The sequence below is a fragment of the Microbispora sp. CSR-4 genome, from assembly GCF_008033685.1.
GTDB lineage: Bacteria > Actinomycetota > Actinomycetes > Streptosporangiales > Streptosporangiaceae > Microbispora.
In genome coordinates this window covers 121,683-142,741 of record NZ_VJVX01000007.1, presented here as the reverse complement: position 1 = coordinate 142,741, position 21,059 = coordinate 121,683, and the positions used below count along the sequence as shown (strand labels likewise).

Sequence of the window (21,059 nt, the reverse complement as noted above, 5' to 3'; positions counted from 1 at the left end):
GTCTCGAATGACAGTGCTGGACAGCAGAACGGTGGCCGACGCCGCCGACGCCGCCGCCGTCGACCCCCGTGACCCCCTGGTGCGCCTGGGCCACCTGCTCGACGAGGGCTCGATCCGGCCGATCACCCCCGAGGACAAGAGCGGCGTGCTGGCGGTGTCCGGGCGCGTCGAAGGCGTGCCGGTCGTCGCGTTCTGCAGCGACGCCCGGGTCCAGGGCGGCGCCATGGGCGCGGAGGGCTGTGAGCACATCGTCCACGCCTACGACGTGGCCGTGCGGGAGCGGGTGCCGATCATCGGCCTCTGGCCCTCCGGCGGCGCCCGCCTCGCCGAGGGTGCCGAGTCCCTGCACGCGGTCGGCCGGGTCTTCGCCGCCATGACCAAGGCGTCGGGCCTGGTCCCCCAGATCTCCGTCGTGGTCGGCCCGGTGGCCGGCGGCGGCGCGTACGGCCCCGCCCTGACCGACATCGTGATCCTCGCCGACAGCGGCCGCATCTTCGTCACCGGTCCGGACGTCGTGCGCAGCGTGACCGGCGAGGAGACCGACATGGCCTCCCTCGGCGGTCCGGAGCCGCACAGCAAGCGCAGCGGCGTCGTCCACGTCGTCACCAAGGACGAGCCCGAGGCGATGCTGCGGGCCCGCCAGCTCGCCGTACTGCTCGGCCACCAGGGCCGGGTGCGCGACGACGTGGACGAGGTCGACTTCGGCACCCTGCTCCCCGACAACCCCCGCCGCGCGTACGACGTGCACCCGCTGGTCAAGGGGCTGCTCGACGAGCCCGGCGTGGAGCTGCACCCCAAGTGGGCGCCGAACATCGTCACCACCCTGGGCCGCCTCGGCGGCCGCACGGTCGGCGTCATCGCCAACAACCCCATGCGGCTCGGCGGCTGCCTCGACTCCGCCTCCGCGGAGAAGGCCGCCCGGTTCGTCCGGATGTGCGATGCCTTCGGGGTGCCGCTGGTGGTGCTCGTGGACGTGCCCGGCTACCTCCCCGGGGTCGGCCAGGAGCACGACGGGATCGTACGGCGCGGCGCGAAGCTGCTGCACGCGTTCGCCGAGGCGTCCGTGCCCCGCATCACGCTCATCACCCGCAAGGCGTACGGCGGGGCCTACATCGCGATGAACTCCCGCTCGCTCGGCGCGACCCGGGTGTTCGCCTGGCCGGACATCCAGGTGGCGGTCATGGGCGCGGTCGCCGCGGTGCGCATCCTCAAGCGGCGCGAGCTGGCCGCCGCTCCCGAGGAGGAGCGCTCCGCGCTCGAGGCCCGGCTGGCCGAGGAGCACGAGAAGACGGCGGGCGGCCTCCAGCGCGCCCTCGACCTCGGCGTGATCGACGAGGTGATCGAGCCGGCCAAGACGCGCGGCATGATCGCCCGGGTGCTCGCCCAGGCCACCCCGGCCCGGGGCGCCCACGGCAACATCCCCCTCTGACGACGCCCCTCTGGCGGCGCCCTTCTGGCGGCGCCTATCTGAGGACGCCTTTCTGACGACGCACCGGAAGCGCCGGTCCCTGAACGCGGGGACCGGCGCTTTCGCGTTCTCTCGCGGCGGATATCCGCTACTTGACGATTCCGCTGGTTCTCACGGCCTCGCCGGCGGCGTCCTGCGACTGGGTGACGGGCCGGCCGGCCGGCGGCTCGGGTATGGGGCGATGCAACTGCCCGGCCCGGGGGTGTGGGACCCGCCGCGTGACCACGTCACCGCGCTCGCCGTGCTACGCCGGGCCGTGGAACTCGGCGTCACCCACATCGACACCAGCGACTCCTACGGCCCGCATGTGGCCAACGACCAGCCGCCGGGCGAGAACGCTCATGGGCTCCTCCTCGGGTCCGCGTCGGGGGTGCGGACGTGGATGAGTCCCGGTATATCTGCGAAAAAGGCGGCTTTCTATATGGTTTTCATAAGGCGCACCCGCGCCTTGTTATCACGATCCGCGCAAAACAGACCACCGCGGCGCAGGATTCAGGCCACCGCGGCGCAGGGCTGAGACCGCGGTGGCACAGGATCAGACGGCCGCGTGCAGCCAGCGCACCGGCGCGCCCTCGCCCGCGTAGCGGAACGACTCCAGTTCCTCGTCCCACTGCTTGCCGAGCAGGCGGTCGAGCTCCTCTTCCAGGACGACCCGGCCCTGGGCGGCCATCAGCATCACGTTGCGCAGGCGGTCTTCGGGGATCAGGATGTCCCCGTTCGCGCCGACGACCGCCGTGAACGCGCCGAGCGTCGGCGTGTAGGCGTGCCGGGAGCCGTCGACACCCGGTGAAGCGTCCTCGGTTATCTCGAACCGGATGCGCTGCCAGCCCATGAGTGAGGACGTGATCGCCGCCGCCGTGCCGGGACGCCCCTCCCACTCCGCCTGGGCCCGCAGGGTCCCGGGCGCGGCGGGCTGGGCGGTCCACGTCAGGTCGACGGGTACGCCAAGAACGCCTGCGACGGCCCACTCGATGTGCGGGCACAGCGCAGGCTGAGCCGAGTGGACGTACAGGACGCCACGAGCAGCAGCCACCGGACCTCCCAATTCGCATGAGGTGCGCCTTCCCCAACGGCCTCATACTTGGAATGATCACGGTTGGATGACTGTAGGAGAGACTACCGTCCGTTGCAGCCTGGCACCAGAGGGGGGTCATACCGATTGGTGCTTGGCGACCAACCAATTCGGGAAGGACACGCTCCGTAATCAATACGGAAAGGCTTTCCCATGCGCAGCCGGCTCGTCGAACCCCTCCCCGGACGGCCCGCCCTGATCCGGCCCGACGAACTCCTGACCTCCTCTCCCACCGCCGTCTCCCGGTGGGCACTGGCCTCCGAGCCCCTTCCGGGCACCGGCCGGGTCCACCGCGTACGGCTGCCGCCGGGCACCGACGTGATCGACCTGACGGCCACGCTCCGCGACCGCGGGCACGCCGCCTCCCCCAACCATGTCCTTTCCGGCCAGCCGCTGTTCTTCGGCGGGCCCGGCGGGCCGCCCGCACCCGCGGCGGCCCCGCCGTACGAGCCGGGTGAGCCGGGCGAGGTCGTCGCCGCGGTCCTCGACACCGGCCTGGCGCCGCACCCCTGGATGGCACGGTGGTACGACGACGACATCGCCGAGACGCCCGACGCGGACGGCGACGGCGTGCGCGACCGACAGGCGGGACACGGCACGTTCGTGGCCGGGCTGATCCTGCGGCACGCGCCCGGCGTACGGCTGCGCGTCCTCCGCCTCCTCGACAGCGACGGCGTCAGCGACCAGGCGGCGCTGCTGCGGGCGCTCGCCGTGCTGCGCGACGGCCGGACCGACGTGGTGAACCTCTCCTTCGGCGGGCACACCTTCGACGACGCGCCGCCCCTCGGGCTGGCCGAGGCGCTCGCGGGCTTCCCCGCCGTCGTCGCGTGCGCGGGCAACACCGCGTCGTCGCGTCCCTTCTGGCCCGCGGCACTGCCCGGCGTGGTCGCGGTCGGCGCACTCGACGGCGACAACAGGGCCGAGTTCTCCGCGTACGGCCCATGGGTGGACGTCTGGGCCCCGGGTGTCGGGCTGACGAGCAGCTTCCTCGAGTTCGGCGACTTCCACGGCTACGCCACCTGGAGCGGCACCTCGTTCGCCGCCGCCGTCGTCACCGGCGCGCTCGCCCGCCTGTGCCGGAAGGTGCCGCCGGCGGAGGCCGTACGCCGCCTGCTCGACGGCGACAGGCGGGTCGCGGATCTCGGGGTGGTCGTGACGAGCGGGGATCGGTAAGGTTCTCGTCACCATACGCTTTCCCTCGAGCGCGCAGAGTGACGGATGACGACAGACAACTCCTTCGCCACCATCGACCAGGCCGCCTGGGAGGCCCTGGTCGCCCGATTCGACGGCAGGATGTGGGCGGTCGCCCGGGCGTTCGGGCTGAGCACCGCCGACGCGGCCGACGCCGTACAGGGTGCATGGCTCCGGCTCGTGGAGAGCGCGGACACGATCCGCGACCCCGAACGGATCGGCGCCTGGCTCGTCACCACGACCCGGCACGAGGCCGCCCGGCTCAGCCGCAGGGCACGCGGGGAGGTGGTCTCCGACCTGGACGTGCCCGACACGGCACTGCCCGACCCGACCGCTGCGGTGGTGGACGCCGACTTCGGCAGGCAGGTGTGGCGCAGGCTCGACCTGCTCGGTGAGCCGTGCCGGTCGCTCATCCGCCTCTACGTGCTCCACCCCGAGGCGCGGTACGCCCAGATAGCGGTCCGTCTGAACCTGCCGATCGGCAGCATCGGCCCCACCCGGGCCCGATGCATGGCCCGCCTGCGCGCTCTTGTGGAAGAGGAGGACGCATCGTGAGGGAGGAATACCTGCTGGCGGCCCTGCGCATGGGAGCGGGCGCCGACCCGGTGCCGGAAGGCGTGTCGGCCGCCGCCCGCGCGGTCTTCGGCCTGCGGGTGCCCGGAGGCGTGCCCGCCGGGCCGGTCGACCTTCCCGTGCCGCCGGGGGCTCGCTCCGCCGCCGATGCCGGAACGGCACAAGACGAACACGCACAGGCCGAACGCGCGCAGCCCGAGACGGCACAGGGCGAGACGACGCGGCCCGGGACCGCGCAGGCCGGTGCCCGCCGGTTCAGTGCCGATGGCCTGGTCATCGACGTCGAGACGACCGTCACCGGAGGGCGTATGGAGGTGGCCGGTCAGGTGTCCCCCGCCCCCGGGCCGGATGCCACGGTCGAAGTGCGGACGCCGCACATCGCCAAGGTCCGTACGCCCTCCGGCAGCGGCCACTTCGCGGTGGCCGGCCTGCCGCCTGGCTGGGTCAGCGTCGTCTGCCACCGGCCCGGCCACCCGCCCGTCTTCACCCGCTGGATCCACGTGCACCCATGACTCCGCCCGGGGACTCGCTGGACGTAGATCCGCACGGCGTCGATCCGCACGCCATCGATCCGCACGGCGTCGATTTGCTCGGCAGGGCCGAGGCTGCCGTACGGCTCTCCGCGACCGACCCCCGGCTGGCCCTCGTGGAGGCGAGAGCCGTACTGGACCTGGCCGGGTGGCCGGGACCCGCGGGCGCGTACGGCGAGGCGGCGTCGGTGGCGCTGCGCGCGACCGCGCTGGCCGCCCGCGAGCTGGGCGACCTCGAGCTCGCCGGAGAGCGGCTGGAAGAGGCGATCGCGGCGGGGCGCGGGTTTCCGCGCCGGGTGGTGCAGGCCCGGATGTCGCTCGTCACCGTGCGGGCCCAGCTCGGCGACCCCGAGGGCGGGCTGCGCCTCGCCGACCTCGCCGAACGGGACCTCTCGGGAGCGGACCTCGCGAGGCTCGGCGTGCAGCGGTCGGTCGCCCTGATCCTGCTGGGACGGCACGAGGAGGCCGTACGGCACTGCGACCGGGCGATCGGCCTGCTGGGCGACGACGCCCACTTCAGGGCGGGCGGGCTGCTCAACCGCGGCCTCGCGCACGCCTACCGTGAGCGGTATGCCGAGGCCGAGGCCGATCTCGCGGAGTGCGCCCGGCTCGCGAGGTCGGCCGGCCTGGACCACGTCGCGATGCTGGCGGAGGGCAACCTGCCGTTCGTGGCCGCCCGGCGCGGCGACATCGCCGCCGCCTTCGCGCGATACCAGGCGGCCGAGGCGACCCTCTTCGGCTTTCCTGAACGGCTCGCGGTGATGCGCACGGACTTCGCCGAAGCGCTGCTGGCCGCGCGCCTGCCCGGTGAGGCACGCACGCTGCTCGAACAGGCCGTCCCCGAACTGGTGGCGGCCGGGGCGCAGGCGGCGGTGCCCGGCGCACGGCTGCTGCTCGCCCAGGCCGCGCTCCTCGCCGGGGACGCCACGCTGGCCGCGGCGACGGCGCGTACGGCGCTCGCGGAGCTGGACGCCCAGGGCAGGACGGCCTGGCTGCCCCTGGCCAGGGAGGTCGTCCTGCGCGCCCGCCTCGCGGAGACACCCGCACCACCGGACGCACCCGCGCACGAGGCGTCGGACGCCGAGAGCCTGGTCACCGATCTGGTCGCCTGCGCCGGCGAGCTCGCGGTGTGCGGATGGCCTGCTGCCTCGGCCGCGCTGCGGCTCACCGCCGCGGCGGCGGCCGTACGGCTGGGCGCGATCACGCAGGCCCGCGCCCAGCTCGACCACGCCGCCACCGCCACCCGCCCGCTCGTACGCTGGCACGCGGTGGCGATGCGGCATCGGTTGGACGGGGACCTCGATCAGGCCCTGATTGCCGCGGCCCGAGGAATCGAGGCCGTGCACTCCCCCGGCGACGCCGGTCCACTCGATGACCAGGCCGGTCCGCACGGCGACACCGCCGGTCCGCATGGTGACGCGGCAGGTCCCATCGGTGACGCGGCAGGTCCCATCGGTGACGCGGCCGGTCCGCGCGACCGTGACGCGGCGCGGGACGCGGAGCTGCGGGTGCACGCGGCACGGCCGGCCGAGGACCTCGCCGCGCTCGGCCTGGAGATCGCCCTCGACCGGGCCCGACGGACGGGCGATGCCCGAACCGTGCTCGAATGGGCCGAACGGTGGCGGGCGGTCGTGCGCGGCGCCCCGGTTCCCGCGCCGCTGCTACACGGCAGCATGCCGACCGGGTCCAGGTTGCACGGCTTTATGCCGACCGGGTCCGGGCCGCACGGCGACCCGCCCGCCGGATCCGGGCTGCTCGTGGAACTCGTACGGCGCGGCGACGACCTGTTCGCCGTCACGGCCGGCTCAGGGGGATGCACGCTGCGGTTCCTCGGCAGCTACCAGGCGGCAGTGGAGGCGACCGTGCGCATCAGGTATGGCCTGCGCCGCCGTGCCCTGCTCGACACCCTGCCCCGCCCCGGGCGCAATCCCGAGCCCAACCCCATGCACAGGACCTCACTCGCCCCCGAGCACAACACCCTGCCCTACCCCGAGCGCAACACCCTGCTCAACCCCGAGCACAACACCCCGCCCAACCCCATGCACGGGACCCCACTCGGCCCCGGGCGCAACACCCCGCTCGGCCCCAGGCGCGACACCCTGCTCGACCCTGAGCGCGGCGCCATACGTGACCCCGAGCGCGACGCCCGACCCGAGCCCAGGCGCGACACCCCACCCGACGCTCCGCTTGACTACGGGCGCAGCACTCTGCGGGATGCGCCAGGCGGCGTGGATGCTTTTCCCATGTCAGTGGACGAGGGACTCGCAGGCGAGCTGTACGCGCTCGACCACGTTCTCCTATCCGGTCCAGGCACCCTGTCATTGGCGGGGAGCCCGCCCGGCAGCCCGGTGACGATCGTGCCCACCGGAGCGTTGTACACGCTGCCCTGGCCGCTGCTTCCCTCGCTACGCGGCAGGCCGGTGTCGGTGGCCGCCGACGCCACCGTGTGGCTCGCCTCACGCCGAGGCCCGGCCGGAGCCCCTCTGGTGCTGTCGCTCGCGGGGCCGGGGCTCGATCACGCCGAGGCCGAGGCCGACATGGTCGCCGCCGCGCACACTCGAGGGCGGCGCATCGGCGCGACCAGGGCGGAGGTGCTCCGCGCGATCGAGCAGGCCGACGTGCTCCACATCGCCGCGCACGGGATGTTCAGCCCGCGCGGGCCCATGCTGTCGCAGATCACGCTCGACGACGGGCCGCTCATGGCCTACGACCTGCTGACCGCGCGGCGGATCCCCCGTCTCGTCGTGCTGTCGGCCTGCGACGCCGGGATGGCCCACGCCCCGGTGGACGGCGCGGCGCTGGGCCTCGCCGGGGCCTTCCTCGACAGCGCCGCCCGCAACGGGGACGCCGCGTGCGTGGTGGCCGGTGTCGTGCCGGTGCGCGACGACGAGGCGCGAACGCTCATGACGCTCTTCCACACGCTGCTGGCCGAGGGCCGCTCCCCCGCCGAGGCGCTCGCCCAGGCCGCCGAGAAGACGGCAGTGCCAGGCTTCGTCTGCTTCGGCGCCGGCGACGAACCCCTCGCCACGAGCTGACGGCCCGCCACCGGACCGAGCGTCAGGACCCAGCGCCGGAGTCAGGCGTCATGAGCTGGCTCCGGGACGATCGCCAGTATCCGGCACCGAAGCCAAACATCGCAGCCGACCATGCGAGCGAAGCTCCAGGACGCGCATCAGGATCCAGCAATGAAGCCGAGCAGCCAGGCGAGCAGCGGAACCAAGCGCGCGAGCCAAGCTCCGGGACGATCGCCAGGGTCCGGCACCGAAGCCAAGCACCGGAGCCGACCCCGCGAGCCGATCTCCGGCACGAGCGCCAGTGTCCAGCGCTGAAGCCGAGCACCCAGCCAAGCACCGGAGCCGACCCCGCGAGCAAAGCCCCGGACAGGCGCCAGGGTCGAGTGCTGGAACCGTGCCCAGCATGGCCGGGTCACACGATCCCTCTGGGGCGTGCGCTCCAGCCGGGTCACACGTACCGGGGCCCAGCTCTGCAGCCGAGCGCCGAGGTCAGCCGGTCGCGACCGGCCTGCTGGAGTCGGCGACCCAGTTGGACCACGAGCCGACGTACAGGGCCGCCGGCAGGCCGGCGATCTCCAGCGCGAGCACCTCGTGGGCGGCCGTGACGCCCGATCCGCAGTACGCCCCGACGGGCACGCCCTCGACCGCTCCGAGGCTGTTGAAGCGCTCGCGGAGGAACTCCCTGTTGTGGAACCGGCCGCCGGGCTCGACGTTCTCGAAGGTCGGGGCGCTGATCGCACCGGGGACGTGCCCGGCGACCGGGTCGATCGGCTCCACCTCGCCCCGGTAGCGCTCGGCCGCCCTGGCGTCGAGCAGCACGCCGTCGGACGCCAGCGCGGCGGCCTGGTCGGCGTCGAGCACCGGCATCCCGCCCGGCCGCGCGGTGAAGTCGCCCGGCGGGACGGGAGCCTCGTCCTTGGTCAACGGGAGCCCGGCCCGGGTCCAGGCCCGCAGCCCGCCGTCGAGCACGCGTACGTCGCCGTGGCCGAAGTAACGCAGCGTCCACCAGGCCCTGGCCGCCGCCGTCGAGTCGGCGTCGTCGTAGACGACCACCGGCCGGCCCTCGGACACTCCGAGGCGGCGCATCGCCTCCTGGAACGCCTCCGGCGTGGGCAGCGGATGCCGTCCGGCGGGCCCGGCCGGGGCTGCGAGGTCGGCGTCGAGGTCGCAGAAGAGCGCGCCGGGTATGTGCGCCTCGTGGTACGCCTCGATGCCGGGCGGCCCGCCCAGCCGCCAGCGAACGTCGAGGATCGAGGCGTCGCCGATCGCGGCGAGCTCCTCAGGAGTGATCAGCGGGCTCATGCCATCCCCTTGCCTTCGCGCCCCTGCCGGACGGTGCCGCAGCCATTGTGCCAAGCCGGCGGCGTCCACCGTGCGGCGGCAGGCAGGGTCCGACGTGCCAAGGCGAAAGAGCGCGCTGCGAAGCAGGCAGGGGCCGCGCGGCTCAGGACCCGATCGCGGCGAGCAGGCCGAGAATGTCAGCCGTCGTGCCGGTCTCACCGAGACGCGGGAAGATCTTCTCGATGCTGTTGCGGTGGGCCTCCGGGTCGAGGTCAGTCATGGCGTCGGTCGCCAGAGTGACGTTGTATCCGTGCTCGTGGGCGGCACGCGCGGTCGACTCGACTCCGATGCTCGTGGCGACTCCGGTCAGCACGACCTGGGTGACGCGGCGGCGGCGCAGATGCAGGTCGAGGTCGGTGCCGTAGAAGGCCGACCAGTTGCGCTTGGTGACGACGATGTCGCCTGGGTGCCCGGCCAGGTCGTCGGCGATCTCGTCCCATCCGTCGGGCCGGGCCTGCCCGGCGCGCGGCAGGTCGGTGCGTCCCGGGACGGCGTCCGCGCCGTCGGCCGCTCCGGTGACGCGCACCAGGACGACCGGCAGGTCGCGCGCCCGGAATGCCTCGGCCAGCCGCACCGTCCGGGCGAGCACGTCGCTCGTGGAGTGCGGGCCGCCGGGTATGGCCAAGATGCCCTTCTGGAGGTCGACGACGACGAGCGCGGTCCTGGGGTCGAGCGTGGTCACGGGCATGGGAAAGCTCCCTTTCTGATGGATGGCCCTGATGGGATATGGGCACTGATGAGATGCGCCCGGCTGGATGGGCCCTGGTGGATGGGCCGGGATGGTCAGGTGCGGCCGACGCGCCGTAGCGACCGGTCGACGAGGGTGCCGACCAGCAGCAGCGCCGAGACGCCCAGCAGAAGCAGGCTCAGCTCGTGCAGCCCGGTTGTGGTCGCGCCATCCCGGTAGAAGGTCGCGTTGGAGGCCGAGGCGCTCAGCGCGCCGAGATATCCGAACGTGCGGAGCAGCCCGGCTGAGGACCCCATGCGGGCCGGGTCGGCCTGCGCGTACAGCGCGTTCTGGTTGGCCAGCCCGTTGAGGCCCTGCGAGACGCCGACGAACGCGCCGGTCAGCGCCAGCAGCCATATCGGGCTGCCGGAGCCGGCCGTCAGCAGCGCGACACAGGCGGCGATCTGCGCCGCGGCGCCCACGGCGAGCTTGCCGCGCACCTCGGGGCGGCGGCCGGTGAGGGCGGTCACGGCGATGGCCGTCGCCGACATGGGCAGAAGCAGCAGCCCGGCGGCCGAGGGGCCGAGCGACCGGCTGTCCTGCAGCCACTGCGGGAAGCCGTACATGAAGGCGTAGGAGGTCGTGAAGGCCAGCCACTGCCTGCCGTAGGTGGCCAGCAGCGGCGGGTTGCCGCCCAGCACCCGCAGGTCGAGGAACGGCTGGGCGGTCCGCAGTTCCCGTACGGCGAAGCAGGTGCCGGCGATCACGACGACCACGAGCAGCCACCAGAGGTCCCACGCCGGGTTCATCAGGAACGTCATGAACGCCGTGAGCGTGCCGGCGAACAGCGCCATGCCGAGCACGTCCAGTCCCCCGCCGCGCCGGGCGGCCGAGGAGCCGCGGGGCAGCCGCCGCGCGCCGAGGACGAGGCAGGCGGCCGAGAGCGGCACGTTGACGGCGAAGATGAGATGCCAGCCGCCCGCTCCGATGAGCAGGCCGCCCAGGGTCGGCCCGATGACCACGATGACCTGGTTGGAGATCGACAGCGCCGCCAGGATGCCGCTGGGACTTCGCATGCCGGTGCGGTCGGCCTCGGCCCGCAGTAGAAACATCGAGGCGGGATAGGCGGCGGAGGTTCCGATCCCGAGCAGGACGCGGGACACGATCAGTACGCCGAGGGTGGGCGCGAGCACGCCGAGCAGCCCTGCGACGCCGACGAGTGCCGTGCCGGTCAGGTAGAGCGGCCGCGGGCCGAAGGTGTCCACCAGCCGCCCGATGACCGGCTGGCCGACCGCTGTGGCGAGGTAGAGCCCCGTCACCAGCCACGCCGTCTGCGCGGGCGAGGCGTGGAACCAGCGGCCGATCGGCACGAGTGCCACCGCCAGCATCGACGAGTTGATCGGGTTGAGGATCGAGCCCAGGATCATCGGGACGATCAGCCTGCGGTCGAAGCCGCCGGAGTCCGATCGGCGTCCCACCCGGAAGACGGCGGCAACGCGCGTCATGCCCGGACTCCGATCACGACGGTGCCCTGTTCACGAACGGCCCCGACCGCGACCTGCCCGGACCCTTCAGCCTCGGACACCGCCGGCCCGGACACGACCGGCGCTGGCACAACCGCCCCGGCCACTTCCGGCCCGACCACGACGGTGCCCTGTTCACGAACGGCCCCGCCCACGACCGGCTTGAACACCGCCGACCCGGACACGACCGGCTTGAACACCGCCGACCCGGACACGACCGGCTTGAACACCGCTGGCGCGGATACCGCTGACCCGGCTACGACTGGGCCGGTCACGATTGAGCCACGGCGTCCAGCAGCGCCATCGCCTCGATGATCGTGCGCAGCTCCGCCTCGGTGCAGTGTGCCTGCAGCGCCCGTGCCAGCCACGCCTCACGCGCCCTCCGGTCGTCCAGGCGGCGCTCGCGTCCCGATTCGGTCAGCGTGACGAGCTGACGCCGGCCGTCCTCGGGATCGCGGTGGCGTTCGACCAGCCCGGCCCGTTCCAGTGCCTGGACGATCGCCGCCATCGACTGCGGCCTGACCCGCTCGGCCGCGGCCAGCTCACTGGCCGACGCCGGGCCGTGCTTGAACAGCCGCACCACCACGGAGACCTGTCCGGGGCTGAGGTCTCCCGCTGTGTCGAGCTCTCTCAGCCTGCGGACGAGCCGGCTGACCGCCACCCAGACGTCGCCGGCCGCCTGCGCCGCCGCCTCAGAGACGGCATCGCTCATGGCACACTCCCAAAGAAAGACAGTCCAGACTGTACACGCAAAACTGCGCAGTCCAGACTGATGATCAAAGGGCATGTGGATCGGCGGCGGCTCTCGCAGGGGCGGCAGCGCCCCGGCCGCACCAGCGTCAGCGGCGAATCTCTACAAGCGGGATGTTCTGCTCGGCGGGGGTCAGCGAGCCGTGATACCCGATCAGGGAAGCCTCCACCGGCTCCCCGGCCGAGGCCACGATCACGCACTCGCCGTACGGCACGGCCACGACGTCGCCGATGCGGCCGAGCCACTCGCGCCGGACACTGCGGCCAAACCAGCCCGCCGAGACGGCCTCCTCGCGGGTGACCACCCAGGCCCGCCCGCGCAGGGCCTCCCGCCAGGTCTCCAGCACCGCGGAGGCCGCGCCCGGAGCGGTGTAGACGTGGCGGGCGCGGGCCTCCCCGCCCAGCATGAGCACGCCCTCCAGCAGATCGGGACGGAGATCCACGTCCACCTTGTCGGCAGCGTTGATCATGCCGTGGTCGGCCGTGACGTACAGCGCCGCGCCCGGCGGCAGCGCCTCGGCGATGCGCTCGGCCATGCGGTCCACGATGGCGAGCTGTTCGAGCCACTCGCGGCCGCCCCACCCGCTGACGTGCCCCGCGCGATCGACGTCGCCGTAATAGACGGTGACGAACGCGGTCTCGCGCAGCGCGTGCCGTACGGCCTCGACGCGCTCGTCCGGGCTCTCGGCGGCCCAGTAGCGCATGCCCCGGTAGACGGCGCGGGTGAGCCCGGTGCCGTCGAACGACGCGGGCGCCACGTAAACGGGCTCGACGCCTGCCGCCGCCATGCGTTGGTAGACGGTCGGCGCGGGCTGCCAGACGTCCGGGTCGATCGGCAGACCGGGGACCGTCCAGCGCAGGCAGTTGAACAACCGCCCCTCTCCCGGGACGGCCATCTGGATGCCGACCATGCCGTGCTCCCCGGGAGTGGCGCCGGTGCCCAGGGTGGTCAGGCTGGTCGTGGTCGAGGAGGGGAAGCCGGCCGTGAGCGTCCGGCGCAGATGGGCCGAGAGGAACGGCGCGGCACCGGGGTGCGCGGCCAGGAGCTCGGCCCCGAGACCGTCCACGAGGAACAGGCACACCCGGGAGGCCGGCTCGAGCGCCAGCGTGTTGCCGGTCGGCAGCCCGAGGGAGGCGAGCAGCGAGCCCGGCAGGTCGGCCAGGGAGGCCGTGCCGTACGCGGGCACGTACGGCACGGGCGCGACCGGCGACTCCATGGTGGGCTCCCCGGGCGGAGCCCCCGAGGGCTGGGGATCGATCACGTCACCTCCCCGTCGGCTCAAGGGGGACTCAAGGGGGAACGGTCAGGTGGTCGCCGCCTTGGCGGTGGCCTCCGACAGCGCCTTCGCGAACGTCAGCACGTGGGTGACGGCCTCGGGACCGTCGGCCGCCTCGCTGACCCGCAGGGACAGGTCGTCGGCCGTGATCGCGCCGGTGTAGCCGTGGTCGGCCTCGCAGTTCTCGTCGCCGCAGGTCGCCGGTTCGAGATCGACGTGGGAGATCGCGCCCCACCCGATCGTGAGCGTGACCTCCGTCGGGGGAACGCCCGGTGCGTACGCCGCGGGGTCGGGCACGACTCTGGTCACGGCGACCGACTGGATGCGGCTGAGCCTCACCGCCTCGGTCGTCGTGGAGGCGTGCGAGGCGGGCATGCCCTCGGCGGGCGGGTGCTCGTCGGTGTGGCACACCAGCAGCCGGGTGGGCGAAAGGACCAGGACCGTGACGTGCCTGCGCACCTCCATCGCCGGGTCGAACGTGGCCTCGTGATGCACGACGTACGCCGTGACCGGCTCGTTGCCGAGCGCGGAGTCGACGGCGTCGGCCACCAGATCCGGGTAGTAGCCGCTGCGATCTATGGCCTCGCGCAAGCCCGCGGCGGAGACTCGGGTTTCCCTCATGGGTCCATCCTGCCCTGTAAGGGACACCTGTTTCACACCCCGACGGGACGGGTTTTCCGCCCACGGCGTGACGCCGGGCCGATCGGCTCAGGCGTCGATCATCGCGCCGGTCAGCTCAGGCGACGGGGGCCGACGTCGGGGCGCAGCGCGGTGACGGGCCGCAGGACGGCCCGCGCCCCCAGCACGGCCACCCCGGACGCGCCTACGAGGACCTGGTCGAGGTCCATCCTGGCCACCTCGGGCAGGGCGTCGGCGAGCAGTCCCACCCGCACCAGCAGGTCCTCCAGCGCCTCCACGGCCACCGCCTGGTAGCCGTACTCGCCGAACAGCAACGGCGCGGCGCGGACCGACCGCACCAGCCCCGCCGCGTCCTCGGCGGTGAGCGGCGCGAGCCGGTACGCCTGGTCGCCGAGCAGCCGGGCGGTGACCTCGCCGAGGCCGAACGTGACGACCCCGCCGAAATAGCGGTCCTGGGTCACGCCGACGACGGTGGGCACCGAGGGCTGCGGCGCCATGCGCTGCACCGCGAGCGGCGTGCCCGGCCCGAGGAGCGCGGCGAGGTCGGCGTACGCCTGCCGGACCCCGGCGGGCTCGGTGAGGCCGATGCGGACGGTGCCGGCGCGGCGGGCGTCCTCCGGGTCGGCCGACTTGACCACCACGGGCCAGCCGATCCGCTCGGCGGCGGCGACGGCCTCCTCGGCGTCGGCGGCGACGTACGCGGGCCAGACCTCGATGCCGTAGCAGGCCAGCAGCGCGGTCGCGTCGATCTCCCGCTCCTCGACGGCCGCACCCCTGCCGACCGTCCCCTCACCGGCCGCACCCCTGTCGACCGCACCCTCGCCTGCCGCACCACCCCCGCCGGATGCCTCACCGGCCGCGTCCTTGCCTGCCAGGGCGGCGGCGACGATCTCCCGCGCCGCGGCGGTGTCGATCCCCTCGACGGTCGGGACCGTGCCGGGCGGCTGCCTGCGCCACTGGGCGTACCGCACGACGTGTGCCAGCGCGCGAACCGCCTCCTCCGGGGCGGGGTACGACGGGATCGACCCGCGTTGGGGGGAGTCGTCGCCGGGGCCGTCCGTCACCCGCAGCTCGACCGGCATGCCCAGCGCGCCCTGGAAGGTCGCCAGCACCGGCTTGCCCGACTCCCGCGCGACCTCCAGCAGCGCCTCGGCCACCTCGCGGCAGTCTCCTGGGATGGGCGGCATGTAGATCGCGACGGCGGCGTCCACCTGCGGCAGGACGCTCCGCAGGGCCGCGGCGAACTCGGCGGCGCCGGCGCGGGCGCCGAGGTTCACCGGCACGCCCGGCTGCAGGCCGGCGTCCGCGCACGCCTCCTCCGCGAGCAGCGTGAGCGCGTCGGAGTTGCCGACCACCCCCACCCGCGGCCCGGCAGGCAGCGGCTGGTGCGCCAGGAGCTGGCCGACGTCGAAGAGCTGGACCAGGTCGTCCACCCGGATGACCCCGGCCTGCGCGAACAGCGAGCTCAGCGCGGTGTCGGGCAGCGCGAGCACGGGCGCGCGGTGCCCGCCGGGGACGCCGCGCGACTTGACCACCACGATCGGCTTCGAGCGGGAGATCCGCCGGGCCAGCCGGGTGAACTTGCGCGGGTTCCCGATGGACTCCAGGTAGAGCAGGATCACGTCGGTCGCCGGGTCCTCCTCCCAGTATTGGAGGAGGTCGTTGCCGGACACGTCGGCCCGGTTGCCCGCCGAGACGAACGTCGAGATGCCCATGCCGCGCTGCGCCACCCGTTGCAGCAGGGCGGTGCCGAGCGCGCCCGACTGGCTGAAGAACCCGACCCTCCCCCGCCCCGGCAGGGTCGCCGCGAGCGTCGCGTTGAGCCGTACGGCGGGGTCGGTGTTGGCGATGCCCAGGCAGTTGGGCCCGACCACCCGGATGCCGTACGCGCGGGCGATGCGGACCAGCTCCTCCTGGCGGGCCCGGCCCTCGGGCCCGGTCTCGCCGAATCCGGAGGAGACCACGACCAGGCCCTTCACGCCCTTCTCCGCGCACTCCTCGACCAGTTCGAGCACGCCCTCGGCGGGGACCGCCAGCACCGCGAGGTCCACCTCGCCGTCGATGGCCGACACGCTGCGGTAGGCCCGCACGCCGGCCACGGCCCGTACGTGCCGGTGGACGGGGTAGACGGGGCCGGTGAAGTCGGCGGCGAGCAGGTTGCGCAGGACCGTCTGGCCGATCCCGCCCGGCTCGCGGCTCGCACCGATGACCGCGACCGACTCGGGCGTCAGCAGGCGGGCGATCGAGCGTGCCTCGGCGCGGTGCTCGCGGGCGAGCCGGACCTCCAGCGCGGTCTCGGTGCTGGACAGGTCGAGCGTCATGCGCACGACGCCGTCCTCGAACTGGCTCTGCGCCGTGTAGCCGGCCTGGCGGAACAGGCCCATCATCCGGTGGTTGCCCGGCAGCACGTCGGCGATGAAGGTCTTGATCCCGCGCTCGCGGGCGGCGGCCCGCAGGTGCTCCATCAGCACCGCGGCCACGCCCCTGCCCTGGTGGGCGTCCTCTACCAGGAAGGCCACCTCGGCGTGGTCGCGCGGCTGCACCCGGTCATACCGTACGACCGCGACCATCTCGGTGCCGATCGTGGCGATGAGGGCGACCCGGTTGTCGTAGTCGACGTTGGTGAACCAGACCACGTCCTTGTCGGTCAGGCGGGGGCGCGGCCCGAAGTACCGGAAGTAGATGGACTCCGCGGACAGGCGCGAGTAGAACGAGCGCAGCATGTCGGCGTCGTCCGGCCTGATCGGGCGGACGTGGGCGGTGCCGCCGTCGGACAGCACGACGTCCGCCTCCCAGTGGGCGGGGTACTGAGGGTGCACGCAATCGAGGCTAGCCGCGTCCGGCTTCGCCTGGATTGAGACATTCCTTACGACTCACCGATCCGCTTTCCGGATTCGCCTATAAGGGATCTACCAGCCCTGACGTGGCAAGTTGGGCAACGCTTGTGCATCGACTGTGCCCGTCTGTCCGCTCTCCACCCCACGACGCCCCTGGAAGCTGTTAGGTTTCTGGACGTCAGCCTCACAGCACGGAGAGGACGCCACCCCTCCATGGGCATGGCTCACCTCCACAAGCAGTTGGCAAGGTGGTGACATCATGACGCGGGTCGTCGTGGTGGGCGATCTCATGACGGACGCGGTCGCTCGCGCGAAATTCCCTCTTGCCAGGGCGAGCGACACCCCGGCCGTCGTGACCATGCACGGTGGCGGCTCCGGCGCCAACATCGCCTCCTGGCTCGCCGTGGAGGGCTCGGAGGTCGCCTTCATCGGCCGCCGCGGCGCCGACATCACGGGCCGCAACCGCGACATGGAGCTCATGGGCTACGGCGTGGACGCCCGCCTCGTCATGGACCCCGAGCGGCCGACCGGCACCTGCGTCGTGCTCGTCACCCACAAGGGCGAGCGGACCATGCTGTCCGACCCCGGCGCCAACGCCGCGCTGTCCCCCGAGGACCTGCCGCGCGACCTGTTCGGCGGCGGCGGCCACCTGCACATGTCGGGCTACACGCTGATCAACGAGGGCTCGCGCGACGCCGGCCTCGCCGCGCTCGACATGGCCCGGCGGTCCGGCATGTCGATCTCGGTGGACTGCGCCTCCTCCGCCCCGCTGGAGCGGACCGGCGCCGAACCCTTCCTCGAGTGGACCGACGGCGCGAAGCTGCTGTTCGCCAACACCGACCAGGCCAAGGTGCTCACCGGCAGGGACGACCCCGCCGCGGCGGCCAAGGTGCTGACCGCCTGGTTCCCCCAGGTCGTGATCAAGCTCAACGCCGAGGGCTCGCTCTGGTTCTCCAACAACCGTCCCGAGCCGGTCCGGGCGCCCGCCGAGGTCGTCGACCGGATCGTGGACGGCACGGGCGCCGGTGACGCCTTCACCGCCGGTTTCCTGCCGGTCTGGCTGGACGGCAAGCCGGCCGCCGAGGCGCTGGCGGCGGGCAACGCCCTCGCCGCCAAGTGCATCTCCACCCTCGGCGCCCGCCCCCGCCTCTGACCCCGTCTCTGACGTCGGCTCTAAAGGGCGCTGTTCTGTAGGGCCTTCTTCGTGAGGCCCGTGTTTCAGAGGCCCTGTTCTGCAGGGCGCGGTTCGTACGGGAGCAGGCTCAGAACGGGCTTCGCGCGGCCACGGCCGGCCGCGCGGGCCGCAGGCGCAGCAGCGGCACGAAGGCCAGCAGGAGCAGGGCCGCGCCCAGCGGGATCAGGTCCTTGCTCACCAGCGGGAGCACGGCCTGCACGAGCACCAGCACCGCGCTCCACCACGGCACCCGCCGCCCCGCGGCGAGCCGGGCCACCAGCACGACCATGCCGACGTAGAACAGCAACGGGACGACGGTGTACACGACCGGCTCGACGCCCGGGATCGCCTTGACGGCCTCGAAGCGCGGCCCCATCGCGTCATGATCGGCGGACAGGAAGCCGACCACCAGGTCGATCGTGAACTGCGCGGCCAGCGCCAGCGCCCCGATGAGCCCTGCGGCGTATCCCGCCGTGGCCACCACGCCGCCACCGGCCATCGCCCGGAGCCGCCCGAAGATCTGCACGAAGAGCACCAACGCGGCCAGGAAGCACAGGTGCCCCACGGTCCAGGCCAGGCCGGGCCCGCGGCTCCCGTCGAGTCCGTCGGCGATGCGGGCGACGCCGTACGCGCCGACCAGGACCGGAGCCACAACAAGTGATTTCATGGCGACAAGTCTGTTGATCAAACCCGGCCCCGGGATGAGGTGACCACCCTGACCTCGCCCTGACCCGCCCCCGAGCGCAGCCCCTAGTGCGGCCCCTAGTGCGGCCCCGAGCGCAGGTCCGGAGCCCGGCCCAGTCCCGGCTCACTGCCCCTGCCCGTCAGGGACGCCCCGGTCGTGGCCGGGGGGTGCCCGGTCCGGGGCCGCTGAGACGGGTCAGTTGGTGACGGCCAGGGCAAGCGGCAGCACGGCGGGCGCCCCGGCGTGCCTGACCTGGGCGGCGGCCATGGCCATCGTCCATCCGCTGTCCACGCGGTCGTCCACCAGCAGCACCGGCCCGCCCGCCGCCGCGATCCTCGCGGCCACGTCACGCGGCATCGCGAGCGTCCCCCGGATGGCCGTCACCCGCTGGGCGCTGTTGTGCCGGGCGGCCGGCGACCCGTCGCGATAACCGAGCGTCCCGAGATATTCCAGCCGGCCCACCTGGGCGAGCCGCTCGGCGAGCGACCCGACCAGCGCCGGCCGCGAACCCGACGGCATCGCGACCACCACGACCGGACGCCGCTCCCATCCCCACGACTTCAGCACCTCGATCACGGCCGCGAACACGTCGTCGGGGACGGGCCCGTCGCCCGCCGCGAACAGGTCGCGCAGGCGGGTGCCCCAACCGATGTCGGTCAGACGGCCGAGCGCGCGGCCGGGCTCGGCGCACAGCTCGGGCTTGATCCGCCCCTTCAGGTCCGGTAGGCCGGTGGGCCACTGGCGGCGCGGCTCGATCTCGACGCCGGGACGCGCGAGCCGCTGCTGGGCGGCCCGGACGGCGTCATCCGGCACCTCGGCGGACCTGTGGGCGCCGGTGCAGTTGTCACACCTGCCGCACGGAGTCGCCGACTCGTCGTCGAGGTGGCGGCGCAGGAACTGCTCCCGGCATTCGGTGGTCGTGATGTAGCCGAGCATGGCCTCCTGCTCCGCGCGGCGCTCGGCGGCCACCCGGGCGTAACGCTCGGCGTCGTAGCTCCACGGCTCGCCGGTGGCCTCCCAGCCGCCCTTGACCCGGCGCACGGCGCCGTCCACGTCGAGCACTTTGAGCATCATCTCCAGGCGGCTCCGGCTGAGGTCGACCCGCGTCTCCAGCGCGGCGGTGGACAGCACTCCCCCCTCGGACAGCGCGTCGAGCGTCGCCCTGACCACTCCCTCGGGAGGGAAGGCGAGCGACGCGAAATAGGCCCAGATCTCCCGGTCCTCGGGGCCGGGCAGCAGGATGACCTCGGCCCGCTCCACGCCGCGCCCGGCACGGCCCACCTGCTGGTAGTACGCCACGGGCGAGGCCGGCGCGCCCACATGGATGACGAAGCCCAGGTCGGGCTTGTCGAAGCCCATCCCCAGCGCCGACGTCGCGACCAGCGCCTTGACCCGGTTGCCGAGCAGGTCCTCCTCGGCCGCCAGCCGGTCGGCCGGCTCGGTCTGCCCGGTGTACGCGGCGACGGTGTGGCCCTGCTCGCGCAGGTACGCGGCGATCTCCTGGGCCGCGGCGACGGTCAGCGTGTAGACGATGCCGGAGCCCGGCAGCTCGTGCAGCGTCCTGGCCAGCCAGGCGAGCCGCTGGTCCGCTCCGCCGAGCCGTACGACGCTGAGGTGGAGGCTCTCGCGCTCCAGGGGGCCGCGCAGGACGAACACCTCGCCGCCGGGCAGCTCGTCCCACTCCTGGGTGACGGCGAGCTGCTCGGCCACGTCGCGGGTGACCCGGGCGTTCGCCGTGGCCGTCGTGGCCAGCACGGGGATGCCCGGCGGCAGCTCGGCCAGCAGAGTGCGGAGCCTGCGATAGTCGGGCCGGAAGTCGTGGCCCCAGTCGGAGATGCAGTGGGCCTCGTCGATCACCAGGAGCCCCGCGCTGCCGGCCAGCTCGGGCAGCACGTTGTCGCGGAAGTCGGGGTTGTTCAGCCGCTCGGGGCTGACCAGCAGCACGTCGACCGCGCCCTCGGCGACCTGGCCGTAGACTTTCTCCCACTCTTCGGGGTTGGCCGAGTTGATCGTCTCGGCGTGGATGCCGGCCCGCTCGGCGGCGGCGATCTGGTTGCGCATCAGCGCCAGGAGCGGGGAGACGATGACCGTGGGGCCCTCGCCGAGCTCGCGCAGCAGCGCGGTCGCGATGAAGTAGACGGCCGACTTTCCCCAGCCGGTGCGCTGCACGACCAGCGCCCGCCTGCGGTCCATGACCAGGGCCTTGATGGCGGCCCACTGGTCGTCGCGCAGCCGCGCCTGATCGCCGGCGAGCGCCCGCAGCCGGGCCTCGGCCTCTTCCCGCAGCGTCACCTCTTCTTCGCTCACCCGCCCATTGG

At 73.3% G+C, this 21,059-nt stretch carries 17 protein-coding genes and 1 pseudogene; 7 read left to right on the top strand and 11 right to left on the bottom strand.

The genetic code is table 11. The features are described 5' to 3' along the window. The first annotated feature begins 7 nt into the window (after positions 1–7). A complete protein-coding gene (locus FLV34_RS09065) occupies positions 8–1,429 on the top strand; it encodes an acyl-CoA carboxylase subunit beta (RefSeq protein ID WP_147942859.1) in 1,422 nt (473 codons plus the stop codon). Between the two features lie 172 nt (positions 1,430–1,601). Further along, positions 1,602–1,781, top strand: a pseudogene (locus tag FLV34_RS42265) (aldo/keto reductase); the annotation flags it as partial. A 222-nt stretch (positions 1,782–2,003) separates the two neighbouring features. On the opposite strand, the gene FLV34_RS09055 reads toward FLV34_RS42265, so the two are convergent. Next, positions 2,004–2,501: a DUF3145 domain-containing protein gene (locus FLV34_RS09055; RefSeq protein ID WP_179155579.1), complete on the bottom strand. Its 498-nt coding sequence runs from the start codon at positions 2,499–2,501 to the stop codon at positions 2,004–2,006. Positions 2,502–2,693: 192 nt separating this feature from the next. On the opposite strand from FLV34_RS09055, the gene FLV34_RS09050 reads away from it, so the two are divergent. From FLV34_RS09050 to FLV34_RS09035, 4 genes are read left to right on the top strand one after another with little or no spacing between them, the layout of a single operon-like run. Next, the gene (locus FLV34_RS09050) at positions 2,694–3,713 is read left to right on the top strand and encodes a S8/S53 family peptidase (protein ID WP_147942858.1); all 1,020 of its coding nucleotides are present in this window, start codon (positions 2,694–2,696) and stop codon (positions 3,711–3,713) included. Between the two features lie 45 nt (positions 3,714–3,758). Beyond that, positions 3,759–4,286, top strand: a complete 528-nt coding sequence (locus FLV34_RS09045; protein WP_147942857.1) for an RNA polymerase sigma factor — start codon at positions 3,759–3,761, stop codon at positions 4,284–4,286. Continuing rightward, on the top strand, positions 4,283–4,816 hold the full coding sequence (locus tag FLV34_RS09040) for a hypothetical protein (RefSeq protein WP_147942856.1): 534 nt from the start codon (positions 4,283–4,285) through the stop codon (positions 4,814–4,816). Before FLV34_RS09045 ends, FLV34_RS09040 begins: the two co-directional genes overlap by 4 nt. Beyond that, positions 4,813–7,869, top strand: coding sequence for a CHAT domain-containing protein (locus FLV34_RS09035; protein ID WP_147942855.1), 3,057 nt, complete (start codon positions 4,813–4,815; stop codon positions 7,867–7,869). The genes FLV34_RS09040 and FLV34_RS09035 overlap by 4 nt, the downstream gene beginning before the upstream one ends. 468 nt (positions 7,870–8,337) lie before the next feature. Here the strand turns inward: FLV34_RS09035 and FLV34_RS09030 are convergent, their stop codons facing one another. The 8 genes from FLV34_RS09030 to FLV34_RS08995 all read right to left on the bottom strand — a co-directional run bounded on the left by FLV34_RS09030 (position 8,338) and on the right by FLV34_RS08995 (position 16,864). Continuing rightward, positions 8,338–9,150 carry a sulfurtransferase gene (locus FLV34_RS09030; RefSeq protein WP_147942854.1) on the bottom strand — a complete coding sequence of 271 codons (813 nt, stop codon included), beginning with the start codon at positions 9,148–9,150 and terminating at the stop codon, positions 8,338–8,340. A gap of 142 nt (positions 9,151–9,292) precedes the next feature. After that, positions 9,293–9,877 carry a hydrolase gene (locus FLV34_RS09025; RefSeq protein ID WP_147942853.1) on the bottom strand — a complete coding sequence of 195 codons (585 nt, stop codon included), beginning with the start codon at positions 9,875–9,877 and terminating at the stop codon, positions 9,293–9,295. 95 nt (positions 9,878–9,972) lie between these two features. Beyond that, positions 9,973–11,361 (bottom strand): MFS transporter, encoded by a 1,389-nt coding sequence (locus FLV34_RS09020; protein WP_205829870.1) that lies wholly within the window; start codon positions 11,359–11,361, stop codon positions 9,973–9,975. Further along, on the bottom strand, positions 11,358–11,609 hold the full coding sequence (locus FLV34_RS09015) for a hypothetical protein (RefSeq protein WP_147942852.1): 252 nt from the start codon (positions 11,607–11,609) through the stop codon (positions 11,358–11,360). Before FLV34_RS09015 ends, FLV34_RS09020 begins: the two co-directional genes overlap by 4 nt. 41 nt (positions 11,610–11,650) lie before the next feature. Next, a complete protein-coding gene (locus FLV34_RS09010) occupies positions 11,651–12,091 on the bottom strand; it encodes a MarR family winged helix-turn-helix transcriptional regulator (protein ID WP_142645703.1) in 441 nt (146 codons plus the stop codon). A gap of 127 nt (positions 12,092–12,218) precedes the next feature. Continuing rightward, positions 12,219–13,346, bottom strand: a complete 1,128-nt coding sequence (locus FLV34_RS09005) for an alkaline phosphatase family protein (protein ID WP_147942874.1) — start codon at positions 13,344–13,346, stop codon at positions 12,219–12,221. A gap of 87 nt (positions 13,347–13,433) precedes the next feature. Further along, positions 13,434–14,027, bottom strand: coding sequence for a DUF5998 family protein (locus FLV34_RS09000; RefSeq protein WP_142645704.1), 594 nt, complete (start codon positions 14,025–14,027; stop codon positions 13,434–13,436). A gap of 110 nt (positions 14,028–14,137) precedes the next feature. Next, a complete protein-coding gene (locus FLV34_RS08995; protein ID WP_147942851.1) occupies positions 14,138–16,864 on the bottom strand; it encodes a bifunctional GNAT family N-acetyltransferase/acetate--CoA ligase family protein in 2,727 nt (908 codons plus the stop codon). 277 nt (positions 16,865–17,141) lie between these two features. On the opposite strand from FLV34_RS08995, the gene FLV34_RS08990 reads away from it, so the two are divergent. Continuing rightward, positions 17,142–18,035 (top strand): carbohydrate kinase family protein, encoded by an 894-nt coding sequence (locus tag FLV34_RS08990; protein ID WP_147942850.1) that lies wholly within the window; start codon positions 17,142–17,144, stop codon positions 18,033–18,035. 109 nt (positions 18,036–18,144) lie between these two features. On the opposite strand, the gene FLV34_RS08985 is transcribed toward FLV34_RS08990, so the two are convergent. Next, positions 18,145–18,723: a hypothetical protein gene (locus FLV34_RS08985; protein ID WP_142645707.1), complete on the bottom strand. Its 579-nt coding sequence runs from the start codon at positions 18,721–18,723 to the stop codon at positions 18,145–18,147. A 213-nt stretch (positions 18,724–18,936) separates the two neighbouring features. After that, a complete protein-coding gene (locus FLV34_RS08980; RefSeq protein ID WP_222709451.1) occupies positions 18,937–21,048 on the bottom strand; it encodes a RecQ family ATP-dependent DNA helicase in 2,112 nt (703 codons plus the stop codon). Positions 21,049–21,059 lie beyond the last annotated feature (11 nt).

Excerpts from the sequence above, each read along its gene's own strand:
- FLV34_RS09035 (WP_147942855.1), top strand. The coding sequence starts at position 4,813 with ATGACTCCGCCCGGGGACTCGCTGGACGTAGATCCGCACGGCGTCGAT.
- FLV34_RS09065 (WP_147942859.1), top strand. The coding sequence starts at position 8 with ATGACAGTGCTGGACAGCAGAACGGTGGCCGACGCCGCCGACGCCGCC.
- FLV34_RS09005 (WP_147942874.1), bottom strand. The coding sequence starts at position 13,346 with ATGGAGTCGCCGGTCGCGCCCGTGCCGTACGTGCCCGCGTACGGCACG.
- FLV34_RS09050 (WP_147942858.1), top strand. The coding sequence starts at position 2,694 with ATGCGCAGCCGGCTCGTCGAACCCCTCCCCGGACGGCCCGCCCTGATC.
- FLV34_RS09025 (WP_147942853.1), bottom strand. The coding sequence starts at position 9,877 with ATGCCCGTGACCACGCTCGACCCCAGGACCGCGCTCGTCGTCGTCGAC.
- FLV34_RS09020 (WP_205829870.1), bottom strand. The coding sequence starts at position 11,361 with ATGACGCGCGTTGCCGCCGTCTTCCGGGTGGGACGCCGATCGGACTCC.
- FLV34_RS08985 (WP_142645707.1), bottom strand. The coding sequence starts at position 18,723 with ATGAAATCACTTGTTGTGGCTCCGGTCCTGGTCGGCGCGTACGGCGTC.
- FLV34_RS09000 (WP_142645704.1), bottom strand. The coding sequence starts at position 14,027 with ATGAGGGAAACCCGAGTCTCCGCCGCGGGCTTGCGCGAGGCCATAGAT.
- FLV34_RS09045 (WP_147942857.1), top strand. The coding sequence starts at position 3,759 with ATGACGACAGACAACTCCTTCGCCACCATCGACCAGGCCGCCTGGGAG.
- FLV34_RS08990 (WP_147942850.1), top strand. The coding sequence starts at position 17,142 with ATGACGCGGGTCGTCGTGGTGGGCGATCTCATGACGGACGCGGTCGCT.
- FLV34_RS09010 (WP_142645703.1), bottom strand. The coding sequence starts at position 12,091 with ATGAGCGATGCCGTCTCTGAGGCGGCGGCGCAGGCGGCCGGCGACGTC.
- FLV34_RS09030 (WP_147942854.1), bottom strand. The coding sequence starts at position 9,150 with ATGAGCCCGCTGATCACTCCTGAGGAGCTCGCCGCGATCGGCGACGCC.